This window comes from Aeromonas sp. DNP9, assembly GCF_001728955.1.
Lineage (GTDB): Bacteria > Pseudomonadota > Gammaproteobacteria > Enterobacterales > Aeromonadaceae > Aeromonas > Aeromonas veronii.
Map to the genome: position 1 here is coordinate 53,637 of NZ_LYSQ01000022.1, position 23,632 is coordinate 77,268.

The window sequence follows — 23,632 nt, forward strand, 5'->3', positions numbered from 1 at the left end:
TGCTCCCACCTTCGAAGGAAGCGGAAAAACGGTTTCATTTGAAGGTGGGCGCTACGGGACAAAAAAGAGGCTGCCCCGGTGATTGTCGCCCGGATGGCATTGGCGTAGACTCCACGCCGTTCACTTTATGGGTATGGAAAAAATGGATCTGATCCTCTTTGCAATCGACTTTATTCTGCACGTTGACGTGCATTTGAAAGAGCTGTTCGAGAACTATGGCGTTTGGGTTTACGCCATCCTGTTTCTGATCATCTTCTGTGAAACCGGGTTGGTAGTGACGCCGTTCCTGCCGGGTGACTCCCTGCTGTTTGCCGCCGGTGCGCTTACCGTGGGCAGCGTGCTGGATGTCCATACCCTGGCGGCCGTGCTGATCATCGCAGCTGTGCTGGGCAACGTGGTCAACTACACCATTGGTCACTTCTTCGGCGAGCAGCTGTTCCGTAACCCGGAGTCCAAAATCTTCCGCCGGGATTATCTGGAGAAGACCCACGCCTTCTATGCCAAGCATGGCGGCAAGACCATCATCATCACCCGCTTTCTGCCAATCGTGCGTACCTTTGCGCCGTTCGTGGCAGGAATGGGGGCCATGACCTATCCGCGCTTCCTGGCGTTCAACCTGGTTGGCGGTCTGCTGTGGGTACTCTCCTTCGTCTATGCTGGCCACTTCTTTGGCAATCTGCCGGTGGTGCGTCACAACTTTACCCTGCTGATCTTCGGCATCATCGGTATCTCCCTGTTGCCCATGGTAATTGGCGCGGTCAAGGCCAAGATGAGCACTGCCAGGGCGTAACCAGAAATACGGTCAACCAGAACGAGAAAGGGGGAGCCATCATGGCTCCCCCTTTTTATCTCCAGGCGGGCATGACACTCAGTTGCAGCAGCGCCCTTTCACCAGATTGCCGATGGCCACTACGGTGAAGACCAACAGGTAAGCGGCGAAGATGACGACCAGCCACTGTGGCATGGAGTAACCGAAGAACTGCCAGGTGATCTGGGCACAATCCCCTTCCGGCATAAAGAGCCAGGGGAGCCACTGATCGAGTGGAGCCCAGCTAGGGAAGTCGGCAAACGGGCTGCAGACGTTGAACGGGGAGGGGTTGACCTGATAGTCCACATGCTTGAGGGCCAGCTGGAAGCCGCGGAAGGCACTGTAGCCCCACAGCAACATGGCACTCCAGCGAACATACCACTTATCCGGCGCCACCATGCCGAGCAGACCGGCGGCCAGCACACCCAGGGTCGCCAACCGTTCGTAAACACACATCACGCACGGGGAGAGGCCCAGCACATGCTGGAAGAAGAGGGCGCACAACTCGAGGAACAGGGCTGATGCTGCCAACAGGCCCCAAGCCAGCCGATGGGCGGCGATACGGCGGAGAAACTCGATCATCTCATTGATCTCTCAGAAAAAACAGTGGCTGAATTAGAGCAGAGCGGGGCAGAAAAGAAAAGGGCCCTGAAAGGGCCCTCGGAAACCATCTCAATGGATTAATGCAGCGCCGGCTGTACCGCTGGCAGCGCACTCTCCATCACCAGCCATCCGTGCTGATAGAACCACTCGGTGGCAGGACCAAGCAGCAATTCGACAGAGAAAAAGCCGATCAGCCCCAGCACCAATGTGTAGGGCAGCGCCATCCAGACCATGCGGCCATAGGAGAGACGCAGCAGCGGCGCCAATGCCGAGGTGAGCATAAACAGGAAGGCGGCCTGACCATTGGGGGTGGCGACCGATGGCAGGTTGGTACCTGTGTTGATGGCTACCGCCAGCAGATCGAACTGGGCGCGGTCGATGGCACCATTGAGCATGGCCGTTTTCACCTCATTGATGTAGACGGTGCCGACAAAGACGTTGTCACTGACCATGGAGAGCACCCCGTTGGCCAGATAGAAGAGGGCCAGCTGGTTCTCCGGTTTTGCTGCCAGTACCAGCTGGATCACCGGCTTGAACAGCTGCTGATCGATGATGACGGCGACCACGCTGAAGAAGACTGCCAGCAGGGCGGTGAAGGGGAGTGCCTCCTGGAAGGCTTTACCCAGCGAGTGCTCCTCGGTGATCCCGGTCAGGGAGGTGGCCAGCACGATGACCGAGAGACCAATCAGGCCAACGGCTGCCAGGTGCATGGCCAGACCGACAATCAGCCAGACCGCAATCAACGCCTGAACGATCAGCTTGGCCTTGTCTTGCGGGTTGCGTTTTGCCTCTTCGTAGCGGTTGTACTCCTCCATGATGGCACGCACCGTGTCCGGAAGGCGTGCACCATAGCCAAACCAGCGGAACTGCTCTACCAGCACGCAGGTCAGCAGACCGCAGATAAAGACGGGGACGGTGACGGGTGACATGCGAATGGCAAATTCGGCGAAGTTCCAGCTGGCTTGCTCGCCGATGATGAGGTTTTGCGGCTCGCCCACCAGGGTGCAGACACCACCCAGCGCGGTACCGATGGCGGCATGCATCATCAGGCTGCGCAGGAAGGCGCGAAAATCATCGAGATCCTGGCGATTGAGCTCGGCGACTTCCTTATCATCGGTATGGTCATGGCTGTGACCAAACTCCTTGCCGGACGAGACCTTGTGATAAATGGCATAAAAGCCGGTGGCGACGCTGATCACCACGGCAATCACGGTCAGGGCATCGAGAAAGGCTGACAGGAAGGCGGAGACCAGACAGAAGGAGAGGGAGAGCAGGATCTTGGAGCGTACGCCGATCAGCAGCTTGGTGAAGACATAGAGCAGCAGCTGCTTCATGAAATAGATGCCTGCCACCATGAACACCAGCAACAGCAGTACTTCGATATTGGCGACCAGCTCGTGTTTGACCTGATCGGCGGAGGTCATGCCAATCAGCACGGCTTCGATCGCGAGCAGACCACCCGGTTGCAGGGGGTAGCATTTGAGGGCCATGGCCAGGGTGAAGATAAACTCAACGACCAGTAACCAGCCCGCAATGAAAGGATCAAGGTGGAAGGCTATCGGATTGATCACCAGAAATAGCAAGATGGCGCTTTTATACCACTGTGGTGCATTGCCCAAGAAGTTCTTGGCGAATGCCTGCCCTAGGCTTATTGGCATGATAATGGGTCTCAACTTTGTTGTTAGGATCTGCTTCTATGCAGTCAAGGATGATTCGACCTGTGCCTCCGGATGTTGGCCTTTATCTGTCTGATTCCTCGTGATTTTAATCAAAAAGCGTGACGATTATAAATGATAGCCGATGGATCTCTGCCCATCTGTCTGTTTTATAACCACCTTGTCGGGGTTGGCTGGCTCCCTCGTGGCGATTAGATACATATTCCCAACACTATATTTGCCATATGTGAGCAGAGGACTGACCTTATGCTTGCCAGCCATCATCGCTTTGATATCATTCGTCAGCCTTTTTACGCATTACAACAGAGTCAATTCATGGTTATAAAAGCGCAGAGCCCAGCTGGGTTTGCCGAGGAATACATCATCGAGTCCATCTGGAACAATCGCTTTCCTCCCGGATCTATTCTGCCCGCCGAGCGTGAATTATCCGAGTTGATCGGGGTGACGCGGACGACCTTGCGCGAAGTGCTGCAGCGACTGGCCCGTGATGGCTGGTTGACCATACAGCATGGCAAGCCGACCAAGGTGAACAATTTCTGGGAAACGTCCGGCCTCAATATTCTGGAGACGTTGGCTCGTCTGGATCAGGACAAGGTACCTGATCTGATAGCTCAGCTGCTCTCCGCCCGTACCCACATCTGCACCATCTTTATCCGCGGGGCGATCCGTCACAATCCGGAACAGGCCGCCGAGATCCTGCGTGGTGCCGATGGGGTCGAGAACAACGCCCAGGCTTATGCCGAGTTCGATTATCGCCTGCACCACCAGCTGGCGTTTGCTTCCGGCAATCCGATCTACGCCTTGATCCTGAACGGTTTCAAAGGGTTGTACAGCCGGGTCGGCAGCTACTACTTCTCCGACAAGCAGGCTCGCGAGACCGCAGATGCCTACTACAAGACCCTGCTCAATCTGGCGGAGACCAAGAACCACGAAGCCGTGTTCATGACGGTGCGTCAGTACGGTATCGAGTCCGGCAAGCTGTGGACTCGCCTGCGTCAGGACATGCCAAGCGATCTGTGCGATAACTGATCCCTTGCCTGTGCTGTCCAAGAAACGCGCTATCCGGCGCGTTTTTTTATTCTGCCGTGTTTGTGTCTATCCTTGATTGGCGGTGGTAATTGATTGAACTGCATGGATATTTGGCCAAAAAGCTTGATCCAGCGCAAATGAACCCTGCATTTATCACTTTGGTGGCATAGGACCCAACCGCTGATTGAGGTCAAATGGAGGCATCAAGAGCGGAGCCAATATCCGCCAGAAGGAACACACCTTTCACCGGATGAAGGACACAACAATGAGTCTTCTTGAACACACCATCTGGACAGTACTGGGATACGGGGCCATGCCCTTTATCTTTCTGAGCGGATTCGTGGCGGTGGCAGTGACCTGTTGCATGCTGCTGAACGCGTTCGGGGTACAGTCCGCCGAGAAGTGAGTCGCTTCTCATGCCGCCAAATGCCAGTCTTCGGACTGGCATTTGTTTTTTGTGTCTTTTAAAGCACTTATCCCGGCAGGGAAGGGGAAATCTTTGGTCAGTATGGTCGAACCTGTCGCCGATTTTGATTACACTGGCGCCCGTATTTCCCACTCACCCTTCTCTTATCAGGTGTTCAAGGTTTTCTATGGCTCTCAAGGCAACCGTATTCAAGGCCCAGATCAGTTTGTCTGATATGGATCGCAATCTGTATCAGGACTTCTCCCTCACCCTGGCGCGCCACCCCTCCGAAACCGATGAGCGGATGATGATCCGGCTGGCGGCCTTTGCCTGGCACGCTGCCGAGCGACTGGAGTTCACCAAGGGATTGAGCGCCGATGACGAACCCGAGCTCTGGTGCAAGAACTACTCGGACGAAATAGAACTCTGGATCGAGCTGGGCCAGCCCGATGAAAAACGGCTCAAAAAAGCCTGTAACCGCGCCCGTCAGGTGGTGCTCTATCTCTACGGCGGTCGTGGTACAGCCGTCTGGTGGAAGCAGAACCAGGGCAAGCTGAGCCAGCATGACAACCTCAGCATCATCGAACTCTCCGACAGCCAGACTCTGCCGCTCACCGCCATGGTCGAGCGCACCATGCAGCTCACCTGCACTATCTCCGATGGTCAGCTCTGGGTCAGTAACGGCGCACTGGAAGTGACGCTGGATCCGGTGGTGCTGATGGGCAAGCCGGCCCGCGAACTGTAACGGACGCCGCCCATGTTCAGCGCCTTGCTCAATATCGTCATTCCGGTGTTCGGTGTGGTCGGGCTCGGCGCACTCTACGGGCGATTGCGATCGGGGGCCGCCCTCGGTTACGTCAATCGGGCCAATATCGAGCTGTTTACCCCGGCGCTGGTCTTCTCAGCGCTGGTCAAGTATCCGCTGGCGCTGGCGGAGCATCTGCCGCTGATTGCGGCGGGGGCGCTGGTTATTCTGTTACCCGGTCTGCTGCTCGCGCTGCTCAAACTCAAAGGGATTGAGCGGGCAGCCCTGATCTTGCCAGCCATGTTCCGAAATACCGGCAATCTCGGTATCCCCTTGATGGTGCTGGCGTTTGGCGAGCAGCAACTGGGGGCCATCGTGATCCTCTTTGTGCTCTCCAATCTGCTGCACTTTTCGGTCGGCATGTTTATCCTCTCGGCCAATACCTCCCGCTGGCTGTGGCTGCGCAGCCCGGTACTGTGGGCCGCGCTGGCCGGTTTGCTGGTGGCCAACCTGCACATTGCGCTGCCGGAATATGTGGTGACCACGGCCTCGCTACTCGGCCAGATTTCGGTGCCCCTGATGCTCTTTGCGCTGGGTATTCGCCTGATGGAGGGAGAGCTCGATCACCTGGGCCTCGCGCTCAAGTGCAACCTGCTCTATCTGCTGGCGGGGGGATTGTCGCTGCTGCTGGCGATCTGGCTGTTGCCCCTTAAGACGGAGTGGATCCCGCTGTTGATGTTGTCGGTTTCCTTGCCCCCTGCGGTGTTGAATTACATGCTCTGCGAGCAGTATCATTGCCAGCCGGACAAGGTGGCCAGTATCGTGCTCGGCGGCAATGCCCTCTCTGTGCTGGTGATCCCACTGGCGGTCTGGCTGGCACTTCATCTGCCCGGCTAAGCCAGATTGCATCGGTGCGGCTCTTCTCGTGGAAACGGTTCGTACCACATCATTGCCTCCGTGATATATCTGTCTTCCCCCTATCCAACCCTGAGCCCCGGGCCTAACGGCGACAGCTATAGTTGAAAAAGAGCTGACTGACACTGTTTAACCAATGCCAGTGAGGGAAACCGGATGAGCACAAGTGAGCAATCTGAGCCTGTGGGGCAGGCAAAATCGCGCTATGACCCGGCATTGCCTACCGGTTATGACTGGCGCAGACACCGCCGTTTTATCCTCAGTGGTGGTGGTTACAAGGCGGAATGTCGCCGTCGCAACTGGTTTCTGGAGTTGCTCAACCCCGTGCCCTATGTGGTGGTGCGCGACATAGCCATCGGCGGCATCGGCATTCTGGGGGCCATACGGTTGAAGGAGGGGGATGAGCTGGTGATTGCCATTCCCTCTGACGAGAAGCTGCGCGGTCTGGTCGTGAGATCCCAGCCAGACCCACTTTTTCCCAAACTCTATCGCACCGGTATTCGTCTGCATCGATATCCGACGGCCGAGCTGTTTGCCCGCTGGCAAAACTACATTCAGCCGCAAGATAATGCGGATTTCGACCATGAGTGCCAAGTCTTGAAACAGGTACGTGGCGCGTGAGCCAAATGCCAGTTCAGTGGTTGTTTGCCCCACAGCCAGCATGATCTGTCGATGGAGTCCGCAGTTCAGCAGGGTTGGCTTGGCTGACACGAGTGGTTTATCTCGCTGCATGTGTTTTCATCTTTATGTTTTTATTGAATTTTATCTGTGCCTCTGAAGTCGCGGAGGATGCGGATCTTTTTCCCTTTTCGTGATCCCCCCCGAAGTAGTTCCCCCTGATATCCCTTAGTATCTGGCCAGCATGACTCCCTTTAGGGGGAGGATAACAAGAATAAAAAGGAATGATGGATGAGATCCGTGAGCAACCAGTGTCTGTTGATGCAGATCCAGCCGACCATCTTGCGCTTTGCCAAGATGCTGGCGAGTGTGCTGCAGCTTGAGGTCGAAATTGTGGATGCCGATATGGTTCGGGTGGCTGGCACCGGGCCCTATGGCAAGTTCTTCGGCCGCCAGCTGGAGGGTGACTCCCGCCTGCTGCGTTATGTGATTGATAACCAAAGGGAGAAGATCGTTACCCACACCAGCGATGATCCCGTGTGTGACGGCTGTACCTGCAAGGAGAGCTGCCGTGAGCGCGCCTTCCTCGGGGTGCCCATCATGGTGGACGAGCGCTGTATCGGGGTGATCAGTCTGGTGGCCTTCAGCGACGAGCAGCAGGCGCGCCTCAACAACAATCTGCAGGATGTGTGTGACTATGTGCGCCATATCTCCACCATCTTTGTGGCCAAGTTGCTCGATTCGCGCGGGCTGTCGGACGGGGTCAACAAGGTGTTCCTCAATCTGATGACCAACATGGATCAGGGTTGCCTGCTGCTCGATGAGAAGAGTCAACTGCTCTACGCCAACGAGGCGGCGCTCCATCATCTGGGTTGCCAGCAGGAACAGCTGCTGGGGCGCGAAGTGGGGATCCGCCCGCTCACTTTCTCCCAACAGGGGCTGAGTGGTCATCTTCAGCACATCATCACCTTTGAAGGTCGTCAGGAGCTGATCATCGGCCAGCTACATCATGTGCAGGGGCAGCAGCTCTTTCTGATGGCGTTTCACCAGTCCCACTCCGGTCAGGTTCAGGAGCCGGATCCGGATGTGCGGATCGATCAGCTGATCGGCGAGAGCAAGCCGATGCGCACCCTCAAGCGGCTACTGCACCGCATCGCCCAGAGTCCCTCCAGCGTGCTGATTTGTGGCGAGAGCGGCACCGGTAAAGAGGTAGTGGCCCGCGCCGTCCATCGCCTGAGCCCGCGTCAGGACAAACCCTTTATCGCCATCAACTGTGCCGCCATTCCCGAACAACTGCTGGAGAGCGAGCTGTTTGGCTATGTGAAGGGCTCCTTTACCGGTGCCTCCAGCGGTGGCAAGCAGGGCCTGATTCAGGCGGCCCATCAGGGCACTCTGTTCCTTGACGAGATTGGCGACATGCCACTCACCATGCAGGCCAAGCTGCTGCGGGTGCTGGAGCTGCGGGAGGTGACCCCCATCGGCGCCAGTCGGCCGGTGCCGGTGGATATTCGCATCATCGCTGCCACCCATCAGCATCTCGACCAGTACATCGCCGAAGGGAAGTTTCGCGAGGATCTCTTCTATCGCATCAACGTCATCCCTCTCAACCTGCCGCCGCTGCGCGAGCGGGAAGGGGATGTGGAGCTGCTGACCCACTACTTCCTCAACCAGCACACCAGCCGGATCGGCACCGTCTACCCTGGCCTGACGCCGGAGGTGATGGCGCTGCTCAAGGGGTATCGCTGGCCGGGCAACGTGCGCGAACTGAGCAACCTCATCGAATATCTGGTCAACGTCAGTCAGGCGGGTGAGGTGATCGACAGCAGCCTGCTGCCGCCCAACATCATCCGTAATCAGGAGCCCCATCCGGTGGTCACCCAGACCATCCCCATCGTGCCCCTGAGCGCCATCCCGGGCGAACCGGTGGCAGCGCAAGGCCCAATGGCGGTGATGCCGGAGAAGCTGCAGGATCCTGCCCCGGGAGAGAGCGGTCTTGAGAGCATGGAGAAACAGATGATCGAGGAGACTCTGCAGCGGCTTGGCAACAAGAAGCTGGCGGCGCAGGCATTGGGGATCGGGATTGCCACCCTCTATCGCAAGATAAAGAAGTACGAGATTGCCGTGCAGAGCTGAAGATCTGGCGGCGTCTATACGGCCCGTGTCGTTTATCGAATGACACGGGTTTTTTATGGGAACAAGGCTCTGCGCCATTGTCGAATTGTGCTGAACGGATTGGCGGGGCAGGGGAGTGGCTGCATGGCCGAATGCAAAAAGCCCGCTCGATGAGCGGGCTTTTTTAATCTGGTGCGTCCTAGTGGATTCGAACCACCGACCCCCACCATGTCAAGGTGATGCTCTAACCAGCTGAGCTAAGGACGCAGGGTGCGCAATGCGACTTTTGACTTCTTTATATGCAGGAAAGTGGTGGGTTTAATTGGATTCGAACCAACGACCCCTACCATGTCAAGGTAGTGCTCTAACCAACTGAGCTATAAACCCACATCTGGAATATCTGCATTTCTTACAAACTGAATGGTGCGTCCTAGTGGATTCGAACCACCGACCCCCACCATGTCAAGGTGATGCTCTAACCAGCTGAGCTAAGGACGCATAATCAGTATTTTGTGATGGTGCGTCCTAGTGGATTCGAACCACCGACCCCCACCATGTCAAGGTGGTGCTCTAACCAGCTGAGCTAAGGACGCATCACAGAAAAAGTGGTGGGTTTAATTGGATTCGAACCAACGACCCCTACCATGTCAAGGTAGTGCTCTAACCAACTGAGCTATAAACCCACTTTCTCTTACTTCACTACGCCAGCGCTGCTGACGTGGTCGGCATACTACCCATGCCCCCCAAGGCTGTCAACAGGCCATATGCACAAAGGAGACTGTTTGCCCAGTTCTTGCGCAGCCTGTTGATTTTGCAGGCGAGTTGTCGCTTGCCAAGCCCTGTTACTGGGCTCGCGACAGGGTAGTGCAGGCCTCCGGAGTGGCAAAACGGCCATAGATATGGCGCAATCTCGCCCCCAGCATCAGGGCCGCACTGGTGAGGCCGACGATAAAGCCGATCCAGAAGCCCTGCGGCCCCATCCGCGGCACCAGCCAGTCGGTCAGACCCAGGATCATGCCGGTGGGTAGCCCCAGTCCCCAGTAGGCGACGATGGTGACGTAGAAGATCGCCTGGGTATCCTTGTAACCGCGCAGCGCAGCGGCCGCGACCACCTGCACCGAGTCGGAGAGTTGATAGATGGCAGCGAAGAACAGCAAGGTGGACGCAAGGGCGATCACCTGCAGATCATCGGTATAGATGGAGGAGATCTGCTCCCGTAGCAGCACAGTAAATGCCGCGGTAAGTGCCGCGACACTCACCCCCAGCAGCAGGCCAGTGCGGGCTGCCACCCGGGCGTGATGCGGCTGACCTTCGCCGATGCTGTGACCGACCCGGATGGTGACACCCACCCCGATGGAGAGGGGCAGCATAAACACCAGGCTGGAGAAGTTCAGCGCAATCTGGTGGCTCGCCACCGTCTCGGCACCGAAGGGGGCCAGCATCAGGGCCACTACGGCAAACAGGGTCACCTCGCAGAAGATCGCCATGGCGATGGGGAAGCCCAAGCGAAACAGCCGCCAGATCCGGCTGCCGTTGGGGCGAGCCAGCTGGGAGAAGAGACGGATCTCGGTGAAGTGACGGGAGATCTTCACATAGAGGATCATCGCCAGCAGCATGGCCCACAGCACGATGGCGGTAGCGACGCCACAGCCGACCCCGCCCAGTTTCGGCATGCCGAAGTGACCGTGGATGAAGATGTAGTTGGCGGGGATATTGACCGCCAGCCCGACAAAACCGATCACCATGGTAGGCATGGTGTGGGAGAGCCCTTCACTGAAGTTGCGCAGCACCTGGAACAGCACGAAGGCGGGCAGACCCCACAGGATGGCGTGCAGATAGCCAGTGGTCTTGGCCGCCATCACCGGTTCCACATCCATGAACTGCAACGCCAGCGGGCTGTAATAGAGGGCGATCATCGCCAGCGGGGTGACGATCAGTGCCAGCCAGAAACCCTGATGAACGGCCGGGCGAATTGCCTCCCGTTTACGGGCGCCATTGAGCTGGGAGACGATGGGGGTGAGCGCCATGATGATCCCCTGCACCAGCAGGATCACCGGTAGCCAGAAGCTGGACGCCACCGACACGGCGGCCAGATCGACTGCACTCACCTGACCCGCCATCACGGTATCGACGAAGTTCATGGCGACCTGGGCCACCTGGGCGACCAGAATGGGGCTGGCTAGACGGACGAGCTGCTTCGCCTCGGACCAATAACGTTGCACTGACACCTCCGAGTGGATCAGATAGATAGAGAAAGAGCGGAAATCGGGAAGAGCCTTTGCACTTTCGGACGAAAGTGCAAAGGGTGGGGGAGGCATTCTAGCCTGAAATTCAGCCAGGACGAAATAGTTGCCGCCCCGAGGGGCAGGATCAGGCGTCTTCGTGATCGCTGATCAGCAGGTTGGCAGCGGCATAGGCAGCCTGTTCGCGCAGTTCGGCGGGTACTCGCTCATCGGCGGCGACCGCGTTGAGGGCGCGGATGGTGGCGGCGATGGCGTTTGGCACATAGCCCTGCTCGCCGGAGCCAATCTGGTTATAGGCGATGCGGATCGCTTCACAACATTGATATACCTGCATTTCTTTTTTCCTTGTTTACCCGGATGTGAACGGCGTCACTATAGCGATCGGGCGCAAGCTTGTCAGCCTGTACCCTTGTCTCACCCTCTGCCCGAGGTTAACCTGCCCTTTTTGCCGTAACAGGAGACGAGAGATGTTCACTGGCATAGTGCAGGGGACCGCCGAACTGGTGGCCATCGAGGAGCAACCCAACTTCCGTACCCATGTGATCCGCATGCCCAGCCGGGAGTGGGGCGAGGGATTGTCTCTTGGTGCCTCGGTGGCTCACAACGGCTGCTGTCTCACCGTGACCCGGATTGCAGGGGATCTGGTCAGCTTCGATCTGATGCAGGAGACCCTGCGCCTGACCAACCTCGGCAAGCTGCAGGTGGGGGACAAGGTCAACGTGGAGCGGGCCGCCCGCTTTGGCGACGAGATCGGCGGTCATGCCATGTCCGGCCACATCATCGGCATGGCGGAGGTTACCTCGGTGATCGACACACCCAATAACCGTCAGGTGTGGTATCGCCTTGCTCCCGAGCTGATGAAATATGTGCTGACCAAGGGGTATATCGGCATCGACGGCATCAGCCTGACCATCGGCGAGGTGCGCGAGCGGGAGTTCTGCGTTCACCTGATCCCCGAGACCCTGGCTCGCACCAACCTGGGTTGGGTCAAGGCTGGCTGGCAGACCAATATCGAGATCGATCCCCAGACTCAGGCCATCGTCGATACCGTGGAGCGGGTGCTGGCGGCACGCGGGGGTAACTGAAAGGAAACGGCTCGGTGTCAATCGCCTCATAAGCAAGGGCCTGCAGTGTGCAGGCCCTTGTTATTTATATGGTGAAAATATCCACTCAACTTTCCATGACTCGCAGTCACAATATCTGCTCAGCTCTTTGCGACTTGCAGGCACAGCAGCTGCTCGGCCTTTTGTGACTCGCAATCAAAACAGTTGCTCGTCATCCGCATCCACAAACAGCTGCAAGCAGTCGCGGGCTTCGTCGCGGTGAAGCCGCAGGTGGATCGGATTGCAACAGGCCATGCAATCTTCGTAAAACTCCTGATCACCCTGACTGGCATCCAGCTCGACCCGGGTATGGTGGCCACAGTGAGGGCAGACGATGCGCTTGCTGGTGTACTCGATCATGATAACCTCCTCGGGCCCTGGGGCCGCCTATCTACCCTGATTCTAGTCGGGCTGCAGGGGGTTAACCGCGAGCAAACGCACGTTTATGACAGAGATCAAGCCTGAGCGGTGGCAAGGTGCAACCGGCTGGAGTGGTCGTGTGCGAGAAGAACAATCTGGTTGTGAATGACGAGTGAAAAGGAGGGGATTGCCAATAGTTGTTTGGCAATAACAGGGGGCTGGAGCCCCCTGCGGATATGAGAACGCGAGCACAGCAAGACGCCGACAGGCGCTACTTGACCCAGCTGGCCAACATGTCGGCATTCAGCTCGGCCAGTGAGCCGAGCTGGTAGTTGGCGATGGCCAAGCGTGGATCACCCACTAAAGCGGGATCCGGCACGATTAGCGCAGTCATGGAGGCCGCCTTGGCCGCCAGCAGGCCGGTAAAACTGTCTTCGATGGCCAGACAATGAACTGGCTCTACCCCCAGTTTCTCGGCGGCGTGGATATAGACATCCGGGTGCGGTTTGCCGAAACGCTCCACCTCTGCGGAGTGGACCGCCATAAAGCGATCGCGAATGCCGAGTTTGCCGAGCACCGCTTCTACCATCGCAAAGGGGGAAGAGGTGGCCAGACCCACTTTCAGGCCGCGGGCTTCGATAAGGTCGAGCGCCTCCAGCACACCGGCTTTGGCCTGACCTTCGGAGAGGATCAGGGCGTTGACCCGATCCAGAATGCGCTGTACCACCTCTTCCTGAGTTGGGCCGCTCCACGGGCGCAGGCGATACCAGTGGGCAACCAGCTGATCGATGCGCACGCCGATGGTCGACTCACAATCCTCGACGGTGTGGGGGTGACCCAGTTCGGAGAAAACGGCGATCTGGGCCCGTTGCCAAAAGGGTTCCGAGTCGATCAGAACACCATCCATATCAAAGATCACGGCAGCTAACATCTTGTACTCCTGACAAATTTGAAGAGGGGATTATAAGCCTGACGGGGAAATGCAAAAGGGGCATTGCCATGCCCCTTGCGCCCGATCACATCGGCAAACGTTTGTTTTGCTATGGCAAAAAAGTCCTTAGAACAGCACTTCGACCTTGGCGGCCACGGCTTTGGCTTTTTCTACCGCATCCTGGCAATCCGCTGCGCGGGCCAGCGCCACGCCAAGACGGCGGCGACCGGCGATCTCCGGTTTGCCAAACAGCCGCAGCTGGGCGCCCGGCACCAGCGCCAATGCCTCACCAATTCCCTGATAGCGGATATTCTGGCTGTGCCCTTCGCGCAGTACCACGGCGGAGGCGCTCGGCCCGTACTGGGTGATGGTACCGACCGGCAGCCCCAGAATGGCGCGTACGTGCAGGGCGAACTCGGAGAGATCCTGCGAGATCAGGGTCACCATGCCGGTATCGTGGGGGCGGGGGGAGACTTCGCTGAACCACACCTCATCGCCCCTGATAAAGAGCTCGACTCCGAACAGGCCGTAACCACCGAGGGCCTCGACCACCTTGGCCGCCACCTCTTTGGAGCGGGCCAGCGCCAGTTCACTCATCACCTGTGGCTGCCAGGATTCGCGATAGTCGCCATCTTCCTGACGGTGGCCGATCGGTTCGCAGAAGTGAATGCCATCAACGGCGCGTACCGTGAGCAGGGTGATTTCGTATTCGAAAGGGACGAAGCCTTCGACGATCACCTTGCCACGACCGGCGCGGCCACCCTCCTGGGCGTAGGTCCAGCTCTCATCCAGCTTGGCGAGATCGCGCAGCACGCTCTGCCCCTTGCCGGACGAGCTCATCACCGGTTTCACCACGCAGGGCAGGCCGATGGCCTCGACGGCGGCGACAAACTCCTCCTTGCTCTGGGCAAAGCGGTAGGGGGAGGTGGGCAGACCCAGAGTCTCGGCGGCGAGGCGGCGGATCCCTTCCCGGTTCATGGTGAGCTGGGTGGCGCGGGCGTTGGGCACTACCTTGACTCCCTCTTGCTCAAGGGCAGCCAGGGTATCGGTGGCAATCGCTTCAATCTCAGGGATGATGAGGTCGGGTTTGACCTCGGCGACCAGCTCGCGCAGGGCGTTGCCATCGAGCATGTCCAGCACATGGGCTTTGTGCGCCACCTGCATGGCGGGGGCATTGGGGTAGCGGTCGGCGGCGATCACTTCGATCCCGAACCGTTGCAACTCGATGGCGACCTCCTTGCCAAGTTCGCCGGAGCCCAGCAGCAGGGCACGGGTGGCGCCGGGGCGGGTTGCGGTTCCAAACATACGATCTCTCCTGATGTCGATGGTCATTGTTGATGATCGCTATTACACAAATAGCGGACAAAAAAAGAGGCACGCATGGCGTACCTCAGGAAACGGGTTTGTGAGCGCGCTGCTCCAGATGGGTTAGCAAGGTAATGGCGCCAATAATGATGGCGGCGCCAAGCCACAGACGGCCGGGGGGCGCCCAGCCAAATACCAGCCAGCCCGCCAGCACGTTCATCGGCAGCTTGGCAAAATCGAAAGGCTGCACGAAGGAAGCCTCCGCCACGCTGTAAGCGCGAGCGATGGACATCTGGGCCAGTGCCGTCAGTACGCCGGAGGCGGCTACCAGCAGCCATTGGCTCTCGCTCGGCCACTGCCACTCCGGTAGGGCCAGCATGATGTTGAACGGGGTACTGAAGATAAGCAGGTAGACCACAATGGTGTGGGATGATTCGTTGGCCGCCTGATAGCGCACCATCAGGGAGTAGCCCGCCCAGAACAGCGCCGCCGCCACTGGCAGCAGGGAGGCCCAGTTGAATTCGTCAGTCCAGGGGGCGAGGATCAGCATGGCGCCGGCAAAGCCCGCCAGAGTGGCCAGAATGCGGGCGCGGCTCACCTGCTCCTTGAGCAGCAGGGCGGAGCCCAGGGTGGCAAACAGCGGTGAGGTCATCAGCAGGGCGATCCCCTGCCAGATGGGGACGGGGTATGCCAGTGCCCAGAGCCAGAGCTGGATGCCGATCACCGCCAGCAATACCCGCAACAGGTGCAACCGGAACTGATTGGTCATCAGGGATTGGCGCAAGCCATGACGAACCAGCCAGGGCAGCAGGCAGATCAGGGCGATCAGGTATTGATGAAAGGCGACCTGAGTAGAGGCAAGGCCGAGTTTGAAGCTAACATACTGGCTCAGGCTGTTGACGGCGGCGAAGCAGAGTCCTGCCACCATCATCCAGACTGCACCGGCCAAAGGAGAGTGCCTGCGTGAGGGTATCATGGGATCCGGGTCGCTGGAAAAAAGTGCGGCGGATCATAACGGCAATCGTTTGTTCTGCCAAGGGTTGAAGCTCGGTCGCAGGGCTGGCTGGCGAGGAAGTGGCCTTGTATCAAAAATTTTGAACAAGTTGAGCATCTATTTTCGCTATCAGCAAATAAGCACAATGTTTAGAGTGACCTCCATCGACAGCAACGCTGTTCAACCGGCAACCAAATGGAGTTTCACCATGGCCAATATCCTCGTACTCAAATCCAGCATCCTGGGTCAATATTCCCAATCCAACGCCCTGATCGACGGCTTCCTGGCTGACCATCAGGATGATGCCGTCACCGTGCGTGATCTGGCAGCCCTCAACCTGCCGGTGCTGGATGGCGAGCTGGCCTCCGGTCTGCGCGGTGGTGATAACCTGAGCGAACGTCAGTTGGCTGTCATTGCCCAGTCCGATGAGCTGATCGCCGAACTCAAAGCGAGCGATCTGGTGGTGATTGCGGCTCCCATGTACAACTTCAACATCCCGACCCAGCTGAAAAACTGGATCGATCTGGTGGCTCGCGCTGGCATCACCTTCCGCTATACCGAGACCGGCCCGGTCGGCATGGTTGAAAATACCCGTGCGCTGGTGATCAGCCCCCGCGGCGGCATGCACGTTGGCAGCGCCACCGATCTGGTGACCCCCTACATGCGTACCGTGCTCGGTTTCATCGGTATCAAAGAGGTGGATTTCATCTACGCCGAGGGGATGGGTATGGGCCCGGATGCCCAGAGCAAGGGGATGGAAGCGGCCAAAGCGCAGCTGGAAACCCTGGCTATCTAAGGGCTCTCTAACAAGGAAAGAGCTTTCTCTTCAAGAGGTTGCCCCGCCAGATACCACAACGCAGCCATCAGGCTGCGTTTGTTTTTTGGTTCGATGTATTGCTACAAAGAGTATCGCGGCAAGCGAGACCGTCTAAAAGAGATTGGCGGAGTCATTACTCCATCATAAAACGGCGACAACCGCGCACCAGCAGCAATGCCACTGCGACCAGCAGGCCAAGCATCAGGGTGGTCAGCCACTGTTCGGTACTTTGCGGCAAGTAGGGCGTGAAGAGGCTGATCATCAACAGGGTGCAGAGCGTGATCAACAGGCTCTGTCGGGTCATCAATATCATGGGGTCATCCTTGGTTTGCTCACCTGAAACGATTTTAATGCCCTCTTGTGACAGGGTGATGTATCCGTGCATCACCCTGTTGGGGCTCTTCAGACCATATCAGGTTTTTAACGCAGAGCCAGCGCCATCACTGGCGCTGTGATCCCGATCCCGCTAGCTCTCTTTATCTGAACTGTTTCTGCGCTGGCTGGTAGTGAAAATCGCCGCTGGCGAGCCGCGCTTCCAGTGCCGCCTGATCGATCTCCTGCGCCTTGCAGAGATCATCCAGGTCGTCATAGCGATCACGCAGCTGCATATTGACGACGCTCAGCAGCATGTTGATGTCCATGGTGGCGAACTTTTTCAAATCCATGATTATTTCTCCCGATCCAGTGATTGCAGCTGCTCAATGGCGGCGCTGACGCTGTGCAGATGCTGGCGGATCGCCTCGCGGGATTCGCTCGGCAGATAGTCGGTCAGGGTGTGTTGCCAGCTGCCAGCTTCACTCTTGAGCTGCAGGAAGAGGGCGAGCCCGGCATTGGTGAGGGAGACCAGGCTGATGCGTTTGTCCTGCTCGCTGCTCTCGGTAAAGATGATCCCTTTTTCAACCAGACGGCGGATCTCGCGGGAGATGCGCACCTTGTCCATGCCGCTCGCCTCGACCAGCTCTTTCTGGCTGATGGGGTAGTTGGGGCCGAGCACCATCATCAGGCGCCATTGCGGCACGGTCAGCTGGTAACGCTGTTCATAAAACTGTTCGAAGGTATCCCGTAGCATCTCGGCGGCATGTACCAACTGATAGGGCGGGTAGTGAGCGAGTAACGCTATGATTTTTGACATATTACACCCTGCTGTGACGGCTGCATCAGATGCAGTTTCTTTTGATACTTTGACATTGATGATACGAAACTCAAGCTGATTTGTCTGACCCGGTTGCGATGAAATGTGCAGTGGCGCACGCCCTCAAGGAAAAACCGGGTCTGACCGACGGGATTTTAAGCCAACGCTGTTCAGCCTTTACGCAACCAGATGAGGGCGCTCTGCTTGAGCCAGGCCTCGCGAGTGTGGATGGCGTAGAGCGCGGCTTCGTCACGGCTGCCCGCTTGCCAGCTTTGCGGCTCCTGTTTGGGCAGCTTGCGCTGACCCAGCAGGCAGGCCGGAATGTGCGGGTTGGCCTCGATGGCGACCAGCAGATGGGGCTTGGCTGCCTCGGCACCCTCGGTAGCAAAGACCATCAGCGCCTTGTTGTAGAGCAACCAGCTGGAGGCTTCATCGAAGCGCACCAGCAGGGCGGCCAACGCCTGCCAATCCCCTTGCAGTGCATAGAGGGTGGAGAGGTTGTAGCGGCAACCCAGATCATCGGCCACGCAGATTGTCAGCAGCGCCAGATACTCCGCTTTGGCCTCGCCCAGCTTGCCAAGGCGCAGCAGGCTGTCGGCGCGGCCGGCTCTGGCGGCCAGCAGAGGGCGCAGCTCGGGAGCACTCCAGCCGTGGCCGGCGATTTGCTGCCAGAAGGCTTCATCAAAGAGCGGAGTGGCATCGGCGATGATCTTCTCGAACCAGCCGAGGCGGGCCTGATGATCGCGGCAGCTGTCGGCCAGCTCGAACCAGGTCTGCCACTGTTGGGCCTGCTCGCCATTGAGGGCGACATCAGGGCTGGGGGCGGCCTGATACTGGTCGAGGTTGAGCAGCTGGTTGAGGGCTGTTTTCATGTTCTGGCGCTGGCGTTTGCAGAACTCGACAAAGGGGAGTTCACTGGCGGCTGCGCTATAGAGCATCTGGGCCATCTGCTTGTCGCGAAACAGGCTCAGCTCGGCGGCCAGACTGAAGCGGTACTGGGTGGTCGGGTCGTTCAAATCCTTCGGCTTGGGCCAGGTGGCAAAACCCATGCTGAAGCCATAACACCATTGACCGAGGGGGTGGCTCTGTTCGAACACCTGCTCGGGGTTATCGCTGGGCAGGCGGCATTGACTCGGCAGGGCCAGCTGGGCGTCGTCGGCTTGGGATTCCAGCTCGGCGATCAGGTGGTTGAGGGCTTCTGCGCTTTTTTCATCCAACTCGGCATCCTGTTCCAGCAGACCAGCCAGCGGGCGTTGCCAGTCAGGGCTTTCCGGCCCCACCAGACGAGCACAGAGAAAACCGTGCAGGGCCGGGTAGGTCATGTCCTGATCGCTGTGGCTCTGGATCCATTGATTAAGATGGCGGGTACGAGTGGATGGGTTCATCGACAGTTCCTCTGGATTTGAACAGCCGCGAAGTCTACCTAAAAGTGGGGTTATTTGCAGCAAATGGCCGCCTGTTTGGCGATTTAATCACCATTGGCGGATAAGATAGGGGCGAAAGGGCGGCTCGTGGTGGCTTGGGGACTAGGCCGGATCACCGCTCTTGAGGTAACATGCGCGCCCATAGGGGCCATGATCAATTGGCCCATCCGGGTAATGAAAAAAGAGAGCACCATGATACAGATTGGCAAGATGAACACCCTCACCGTTGTTGAACTCGAAGATCGCGGCGCCTGGCTTGCGGCCGATGAGTACGGTGAACTGCTGCTGCCCAAGCGTCAACTGCCGGAAGGGGTGAAAGAGGGGGATAGCGTGCAGGTCTTCCTCTATCTGGATGCCGATTGCGAGCCGGTGATCACCACCGACAAGCCATTTGCCATGGTGGACGAATTTGCCGGTCTGAAAGTGGTCAATGCCAACAAGATTGGTGCTTTCCTCGACTGGGGCATGAAAAAGGATCTGTTTGTGCCCAGCCGCGAGCAGAACAAGCCGATGCAGGTGGGCCACGTTTATCTGGTGCGTCTGCAACTGGATAACGAAGGGCGCATGGTCGGCACCAGCCGCATCGAGCGTTTCCTGACCCCGGCCGGCAGCAACTTCAAGGTCGGTGACGAAGTGACCGCACTGCCGGGAGAGCACTCGCCCCTTGGCATCAAAGTGATCGTCAACGGTCAGTATCCCGGCATGCTGTTCAAGAACGAGGTGTTTGGTCGGGTGATGACCGGTCGGCCGCAAACCGCCTGGGTCAAGCAGGTGCGCGAAGATGGCAAGCTCGATCTGACCCTGCAAAAACCGGGTCTGGCGCGGGTTGATGACGCCGGTGAACGCATTCTGAGCCGGATGAAAAAGCAGGGCGGGAGTCTGGCGGTGGGTGACAAGAGCGAACCCGAGCTCATCTACAAGCTGTTCAGCATGAGCAAGGGCACCTTCAAGAAGGCGATCGGCGGCCTCTACAAGCAGGGCAAGATCGTCATCGAAGATAACGCCATCACTCTGGTGGCCACAGAGACCGACTCGGCAGTGGATAGCGAATAAGATGCCGAGCCCCTGTGTTGGCCTCTGCAAGTCGAAAGATGGGCTTTGCCTTGGTTGTGGCCGCACCCTGACCGAGATCGGCCACTGGTCGGCTATGGATAGCAAGGCCCAGCTGGCGGTGATGGCCGAGCTGAATGGCTCGAAAAGCACCCACCGCTGCCCGGGTTGTGGCGAACCGGCCTATTGCGCCGTCTCTGCCGGTCAGACCATTGCGCAGTGCTGGTGCAGCCAGTTGCCGGCAATGCCGATGCAGGAGGCCAGCGCTTGCTGGTGCCGCCGCTGTCTGGCCAAGGCCATCGCGGCGCAGGATTAGCAGAGAACTGAATTAAGTGAAAATAGAAACAAGAAAGGCGCCGATGGCGCCTTTTTTATGCCTGCTGCTGACGATGCCAGCGCACATGCACTTGATCTTCCGTCAGCAGACGGGGCAGCAGGAAGGTGGCGAAGATCACCTCAAACTCATCCTGATGATCCAGCAAACCGACCCACACTTCGACCCAGCGCTCCATATCGACCGGCTCACCCAGCTCGGTCGACCAGTCGGCATTGGGCAGAGTCGCCTCCACGGCGCCACGCTGCTCAAACTCTAGGGTGATGTCGACAATTTGTTCGGGGGCCAGCATATCGGCGGCCTGCTCAAGAAACTGATCATAGGCCCATTCGACCAGCTGATCCGGGGTACGCTGTTCCATGAAATCACTCCAGATACATCGAGGTTCGCTACTGTAACAATTATTGGCTGTGGCGGCCAGACCAGTACGCCGGGCGTGGCTGGCCTGTCCAAGTTGCCGCTGGGGGAGTATGGTTAAGGCGCGGATCAGCTGGCAGGGAGTAAGGGGATGAAGCAGCGGGGACGGCGGCAACAGATCAAGCGACGGCGCGAGGCCTGGTGGTGGCACTATCTGCCGCTCCATCGCGAGACGGTAGGTGGCCATCTGGGCCCACCGGAGAAACCCGATGAGCCCTGAGGATCAGTCGGCCTGATGCACCCGATTGAGGGTGATTTGGCCCAGTTGCCCCATCTGGCGGCGGATCCAGACCGAGCGCTTCTGCACATAGGGTGAAGGGGGCTTGACCCGATAACGCCACGGATTGGGCAGGGCAGCGGCCAGCAGGGATGACTCGTAGCGGGTCAAGCGGCTGGCCGGTTTGCCAAAATAGGTGCGGGCGGCGGCTTCGGCGCCATAGATGCCGGGGCCGAACTCCACGATATTGAGATAGACCTCGAGAATGCGGGCCTTGTCCCAACCCAGCTCCATCAGCAGGGTAAACCAGGCCTCCAGCCCCTTGCGCAGGAAACTGCGATCACTCCACATAAAGAGGTTCTTGGCGGTCTGCTGGCTGAGGGTGCTGGCGCCGCGCACCCGTTCGCTGTGCTGGTTGTGCTTGAGTGCGGCGTTGATGGCATCCATGTCAAAGCCGTTGTGCTCGGCAAAGCGCTGATCCTCGGCGGCGATCACCGCCAGTTGCAGCTCTTTGGAGATGGACTCCAGATCTACCCATTCATGGCGCACCTGAGTGATTTTGGCGGGCGGAAACAGAGCCCGCTCGATACGCCAGCTCCACATCGGCGGATCGATAAAACGCAGCAAGGCGACCGAGCCGACCGAGCAGAGCAGCCCGGCCAGCGCGATCTTGCCTGTCCACATCAACACCCGGCGCCCAAGGGATGCAGATGGGCGCACGGGGGCCACGGCGTCAGGGCCAGACTCCCACTGATAGTGGCTGGGATCATCGGGATCCGGAATTATTGGGGCAGCCATTCGATGTGGCAGAACTTCTCGTCAACACGGCGGGAGAGCAGCATGCGGGCAAACAGGTGCTCATACTCTTGTTCTTCATTGCCAAGGCCGACCCAGATCTCGGCATAGTCGGTATCGCTCACCGCAAATCCCACGTCCGCTTCCCAGTCATCGGCCGGATCGGTTTCGGCCAGCAGGCCGCGGTCGTTGAACTCCTGATTGAAGCGGGCGATCTCCTGCTCCGGCAGGTTGTCAGAGGCCAGCTCCATAAAGAGTTCGAGGGCGGTATCGAGCAGTTCCTCGACGCTGTGCATTTCGTCATTCATAGACATAAGCGATCTGTTCCAGAAAAGAGAAAAAGGTGCCGCGCAGATCACTGCCTGCGGGGCGGCGCTATTCTAGCGGTCGGCAGACCCCTTGGCGAGATGAGGCGAGCCGCTGTGGCCTGTTTTTGTGCCAATAAAAAACCGGATCCAGTGACAGGATCCGGTCTTCATTGGGGGAAGGGGTCACGCATAGGGCGTCAGCTCATCCCTTCTTGTCATCGGCGAAGGTGATGTTGAGCTCCAGTACCGACAGCTCATCACTCTTCTGATCCAGTTGGACGGTTATCTTCTCCGGATCAATGTTGACGTATTTGCGGATCACATCGAGGATGTCCTGTTTGAGCTGGGGCAGGTAATCCGGCCCCCCTCTGGATGAACGCTCGTGAGCAACAATGATCTGCAACCGCTCTTTGGCCAGTTGTGCGGTGTTCTGTTTCTTGTTGGAACGAAAATAATCCAATAATGACATGTTTAACTCCCGAACAGTCGGCTAAAGAAGCCCTTCTTCTCTTCTTCCAGAAAACGAAATTCCTTGGCATCGCCCAGCAGGCGGGACACCGCATCTTCGTAGGCCTGACCGGCATCGGACTCCTTGTCCAGAATAACCGGTTCGCCGGAGTTGGAGGCGCGCAGCACCGCCTGGGACTCCGGGATCACCCCGAGCAGCGGGATGGCCAGGATCTCCTGCACATCCTGCACGCTCAGCATGTCGCCGCGGTTGACGCGGGTCGGGCAGTAGCGGGTCAGCAGCAGGTGCTCCTTGATGGGGTCTTCGCCACGCTCGGCGCGGCGAGACTTGGAGGCCAGGATGCCAAGGATGCGGTCGGAGTCACGCACGGAAGAGACTTCCGGGTTGGTGGTGACGATCGCCTCGTCGGCAAAATAGAGCGCCATCAGCGCACCCGCCTCGATCCCCGCCGGGGAGTCGCAGACGATGTAGTCAAACTTCATCTCCGCCAGTTGATCCAGGATCTTCTCGACCCCCTCACGGGTGAGGGCATCTTTGTCCCGGGTCTGGGAGGCGGGCAGGATAAACAGATTTTCCGAGCGTTTGTCCTTGATCAGCGCCTGATTGAGGTTTGCTTCCCCATTGATGACGTTGACGAAGTCATACACCACGCGCCGCTCGCAGCCCATGATGAGATCCAGGTTTCTCAGACCGATGTCAAAGTCAATGACCACTGTCTTGTGACCACGCTGGGCTAAGCCGGTGCTCAGGGCCGCACTGGTTGTGGTCTTGCCAACGCCACCTTTACCCGATGTAACGACTATGATTCGCGCCATTCTCGC

General features: G+C 58.3%; 29 protein-coding genes and 5 tRNA genes. 12 read left to right on the top strand and 22 right to left on the bottom strand.

The window, feature by feature from the left end:
• Positions 1 to 142 precede the first annotated feature (142 nt).
• Positions 143 to 790 carry a DedA family protein gene (locus tag A9G06_RS15675; protein ID WP_069555804.1) on the top strand — a complete coding sequence of 216 codons (648 nt, stop codon included), beginning with the start codon at positions 143 to 145 and terminating at the stop codon, positions 788 to 790.
• Positions 791 to 868: 78 nt separating this feature from the next.
• Here A9G06_RS15675 and dsbB read toward each other — a convergent pair whose 3' ends face one another.
• Both dsbB and nhaB read right to left on the bottom strand, forming a co-directional pair.
• Entirely contained in the window at positions 869 to 1,390 is a 522-nt protein-coding gene (gene dsbB, locus A9G06_RS15680; RefSeq protein ID WP_005336895.1) for a disulfide bond formation protein DsbB, read from the bottom strand.
• A gap of 98 nt (positions 1,391 to 1,488) precedes the next feature.
• Complete coding sequence (nhaB, locus tag A9G06_RS15685) at positions 1,489 to 3,069, bottom strand: Na(+)/H(+) antiporter NhaB (RefSeq protein WP_069555805.1); 1,581 nt, start codon at positions 3,067 to 3,069, stop codon at positions 1,489 to 1,491.
• 333 nt (positions 3,070 to 3,402) lie between these two features.
• Between nhaB and fadR the strand changes: the two genes are divergently transcribed.
• From fadR to A9G06_RS15715, 6 genes are all read left to right on the top strand, one after another.
• Positions 3,403 to 4,116 carry a fatty acid metabolism transcriptional regulator FadR gene (gene fadR, locus A9G06_RS15690; RefSeq protein WP_026034983.1) on the top strand — a complete coding sequence of 238 codons (714 nt, stop codon included), beginning with the start codon at positions 3,403 to 3,405 and terminating at the stop codon, positions 4,114 to 4,116.
• 265 nt (positions 4,117 to 4,381) lie between these two features.
• Positions 4,382 to 4,522 carry a TIGR02808 family protein gene (locus A9G06_RS15695; protein WP_005345965.1) on the top strand — a complete coding sequence of 47 codons (141 nt, stop codon included), beginning with the start codon at positions 4,382 to 4,384 and terminating at the stop codon, positions 4,520 to 4,522.
• 187 nt (positions 4,523 to 4,709) lie between these two features.
• A complete protein-coding gene (locus tag A9G06_RS15700) occupies positions 4,710 to 5,267 on the top strand; it encodes a YaeQ family protein (protein WP_005352343.1) in 558 nt (185 codons plus the stop codon).
• Between the two features lie 12 nt (positions 5,268 to 5,279).
• Positions 5,280 to 6,164 carry an AEC family transporter gene (locus A9G06_RS15705; RefSeq protein WP_069555806.1) on the top strand — a complete coding sequence of 295 codons (885 nt, stop codon included), beginning with the start codon at positions 5,280 to 5,282 and terminating at the stop codon, positions 6,162 to 6,164.
• Positions 6,165 to 6,338: 174 nt separating this feature from the next.
• Positions 6,339 to 6,803 carry a hypothetical protein gene (locus A9G06_RS15710; protein WP_069555807.1) on the top strand — a complete coding sequence of 155 codons (465 nt, stop codon included), beginning with the start codon at positions 6,339 to 6,341 and terminating at the stop codon, positions 6,801 to 6,803.
• Between the two features lie 288 nt (positions 6,804 to 7,091).
• Positions 7,092 to 8,933: a sigma 54-interacting transcriptional regulator gene (locus A9G06_RS15715; protein WP_069555808.1), complete on the top strand. Its 1,842-nt coding sequence runs from the start codon at positions 7,092 to 7,094 to the stop codon at positions 8,931 to 8,933.
• Positions 8,934 to 9,102: 169 nt separating this feature from the next.
• Here A9G06_RS15715 and A9G06_RS15720 read toward each other — a convergent pair.
• From A9G06_RS15720 to A9G06_RS15750, 7 genes are all read right to left on the bottom strand, one after another.
• A tRNA-Val gene (locus A9G06_RS15720) sits at positions 9,103 to 9,179 on the bottom strand.
• A 43-nt stretch (positions 9,180 to 9,222) separates the two neighbouring features.
• Positions 9,223 to 9,299: transfer RNA gene (locus tag A9G06_RS15725), tRNA-Val, on the bottom strand.
• Between the two features lie 34 nt (positions 9,300 to 9,333).
• Positions 9,334 to 9,410 (bottom strand) — tRNA-Val (locus A9G06_RS15730).
• 18 nt (positions 9,411 to 9,428) lie between these two features.
• Positions 9,429 to 9,505, bottom strand: a tRNA-Val gene (locus tag A9G06_RS15735).
• A gap of 13 nt (positions 9,506 to 9,518) precedes the next feature.
• A tRNA-Val gene (locus tag A9G06_RS15740) sits at positions 9,519 to 9,595 on the bottom strand.
• Positions 9,596 to 9,754: 159 nt separating this feature from the next.
• Entirely contained in the window at positions 9,755 to 11,134 is a 1,380-nt protein-coding gene (locus A9G06_RS15745; RefSeq protein ID WP_069555809.1) for an MATE family efflux transporter, read from the bottom strand.
• Positions 11,135 to 11,282: 148 nt separating this feature from the next.
• Positions 11,283 to 11,489, bottom strand: a complete 207-nt coding sequence (locus tag A9G06_RS15750; protein WP_005345813.1) for a YaeP family protein — start codon at positions 11,487 to 11,489, stop codon at positions 11,283 to 11,285.
• 133 nt (positions 11,490 to 11,622) lie between these two features.
• Here A9G06_RS15750 and A9G06_RS15755 point away from each other — a divergent pair, with 133 nt between their 5' ends.
• A complete protein-coding gene (locus A9G06_RS15755; protein WP_069555810.1) occupies positions 11,623 to 12,240 on the top strand; it encodes a riboflavin synthase in 618 nt (205 codons plus the stop codon).
• Positions 12,241 to 12,414: 174 nt separating this feature from the next.
• Here A9G06_RS15755 and A9G06_RS15760 read toward each other — a convergent pair whose 3' ends face one another.
• The 4 genes from A9G06_RS15760 to A9G06_RS15775 form a co-directional block, all read right to left on the bottom strand.
• Positions 12,415 to 12,618, bottom strand: a complete 204-nt coding sequence (locus tag A9G06_RS15760; protein ID WP_005336871.1) for a CPXCG motif-containing cysteine-rich protein — start codon at positions 12,616 to 12,618, stop codon at positions 12,415 to 12,417.
• A gap of 271 nt (positions 12,619 to 12,889) precedes the next feature.
• Positions 12,890 to 13,549 (bottom strand): hexitol phosphatase HxpB, encoded by a 660-nt coding sequence (hxpB, locus tag A9G06_RS15765; RefSeq protein ID WP_005360961.1) that lies wholly within the window; start codon positions 13,547 to 13,549, stop codon positions 12,890 to 12,892.
• 126 nt (positions 13,550 to 13,675) lie between these two features.
• Positions 13,676 to 14,854, bottom strand: a complete 1,179-nt coding sequence (gene purT, locus A9G06_RS15770; RefSeq protein WP_069555811.1) for a formate-dependent phosphoribosylglycinamide formyltransferase — start codon at positions 14,852 to 14,854, stop codon at positions 13,676 to 13,678.
• 85 nt (positions 14,855 to 14,939) lie between these two features.
• Positions 14,940 to 15,830 carry a DMT family transporter gene (locus A9G06_RS15775; RefSeq protein WP_069555812.1) on the bottom strand — a complete coding sequence of 297 codons (891 nt, stop codon included), beginning with the start codon at positions 15,828 to 15,830 and terminating at the stop codon, positions 14,940 to 14,942.
• A 226-nt stretch (positions 15,831 to 16,056) separates the two neighbouring features.
• On the opposite strand from A9G06_RS15775, the gene A9G06_RS15780 reads away from it, so the two are divergent.
• Positions 16,057 to 16,644 carry an FMN-dependent NADH-azoreductase gene (locus A9G06_RS15780; protein WP_069555813.1) on the top strand — a complete coding sequence of 196 codons (588 nt, stop codon included), beginning with the start codon at positions 16,057 to 16,059 and terminating at the stop codon, positions 16,642 to 16,644.
• A 154-nt stretch (positions 16,645 to 16,798) separates the two neighbouring features.
• Here A9G06_RS15780 and A9G06_RS15785 read toward each other — a convergent pair whose 3' ends face one another.
• From A9G06_RS15785 to A9G06_RS15800, 4 genes are all read right to left on the bottom strand, one after another.
• Positions 16,799 to 16,978 carry a hypothetical protein gene (locus tag A9G06_RS15785; RefSeq protein ID WP_069555814.1) on the bottom strand — a complete coding sequence of 60 codons (180 nt, stop codon included), beginning with the start codon at positions 16,976 to 16,978 and terminating at the stop codon, positions 16,799 to 16,801.
• Positions 16,979 to 17,141: 163 nt separating this feature from the next.
• Positions 17,142 to 17,330, bottom strand: coding sequence for a DUF4250 domain-containing protein (locus tag A9G06_RS15790; RefSeq protein WP_019445848.1), 189 nt, complete (start codon positions 17,328 to 17,330; stop codon positions 17,142 to 17,144).
• A 2-nt stretch (positions 17,331 to 17,332) separates the two neighbouring features.
• A complete protein-coding gene (locus A9G06_RS15795; RefSeq protein ID WP_005336856.1) occupies positions 17,333 to 17,797 on the bottom strand; it encodes a MarR family winged helix-turn-helix transcriptional regulator in 465 nt (154 codons plus the stop codon).
• Between the two features lie 170 nt (positions 17,798 to 17,967).
• Positions 17,968 to 19,182, bottom strand: coding sequence for a UPF0149 family protein (locus A9G06_RS15800; RefSeq protein WP_069555815.1), 1,215 nt, complete (start codon positions 19,180 to 19,182; stop codon positions 17,968 to 17,970).
• Positions 19,183 to 19,413: 231 nt separating this feature from the next.
• Between A9G06_RS15800 and A9G06_RS15805 the strand changes: the two genes are divergently transcribed.
• Positions 19,414 to 20,274 carry a S1-like domain-containing RNA-binding protein gene (locus A9G06_RS15805; protein ID WP_005336853.1) on the top strand — a complete coding sequence of 287 codons (861 nt, stop codon included), beginning with the start codon at positions 19,414 to 19,416 and terminating at the stop codon, positions 20,272 to 20,274.
• A gap of 1 nt (position 20,275) precedes the next feature.
• The gene (locus tag A9G06_RS15810) at positions 20,276 to 20,587 is read left to right on the top strand and encodes a DUF1289 domain-containing protein (protein ID WP_069555816.1); all 312 of its coding nucleotides are present in this window, start codon (positions 20,276 to 20,278) and stop codon (positions 20,585 to 20,587) included.
• 55 nt (positions 20,588 to 20,642) lie between these two features.
• On the opposite strand, the gene A9G06_RS15815 is transcribed toward A9G06_RS15810, so the two are convergent.
• Complete coding sequence (locus tag A9G06_RS15815; protein WP_005336851.1) at positions 20,643 to 20,966, bottom strand: HI1450 family dsDNA-mimic protein; 324 nt, start codon at positions 20,964 to 20,966, stop codon at positions 20,643 to 20,645.
• A gap of 147 nt (positions 20,967 to 21,113) precedes the next feature.
• Between A9G06_RS15815 and A9G06_RS22490 the strand changes: the two genes are divergently transcribed.
• Positions 21,114 to 21,242, top strand: a complete 129-nt coding sequence (locus tag A9G06_RS22490) for a hypothetical protein (RefSeq protein WP_019445852.1) — start codon at positions 21,114 to 21,116, stop codon at positions 21,240 to 21,242.
• Positions 21,243 to 21,245: 3 nt separating this feature from the next.
• On the opposite strand, the gene mtgA is transcribed toward A9G06_RS22490, so the two are convergent.
• The 4 genes from mtgA to minD form a co-directional block, all read right to left on the bottom strand.
• Positions 21,246 to 21,959, bottom strand: a complete 714-nt coding sequence (gene mtgA / locus A9G06_RS15820; protein ID WP_139126262.1) for a monofunctional biosynthetic peptidoglycan transglycosylase — start codon at positions 21,957 to 21,959, stop codon at positions 21,246 to 21,248.
• 62 nt (positions 21,960 to 22,021) lie between these two features.
• Entirely contained in the window at positions 22,022 to 22,348 is a 327-nt protein-coding gene (locus tag A9G06_RS15825; protein WP_005352317.1) for an HI1450 family dsDNA-mimic protein, read from the bottom strand.
• Positions 22,349 to 22,544: 196 nt separating this feature from the next.
• Complete coding sequence (gene minE, locus A9G06_RS15830; RefSeq protein ID WP_005336848.1) at positions 22,545 to 22,811, bottom strand: cell division topological specificity factor MinE; 267 nt, start codon at positions 22,809 to 22,811, stop codon at positions 22,545 to 22,547.
• A 2-nt stretch (positions 22,812 to 22,813) separates the two neighbouring features.
• A complete protein-coding gene (gene minD, locus A9G06_RS15835) occupies positions 22,814 to 23,626 on the bottom strand; it encodes a septum site-determining protein MinD (RefSeq protein ID WP_005336847.1) in 813 nt (270 codons plus the stop codon).
• Positions 23,627 to 23,632 lie beyond the last annotated feature (6 nt).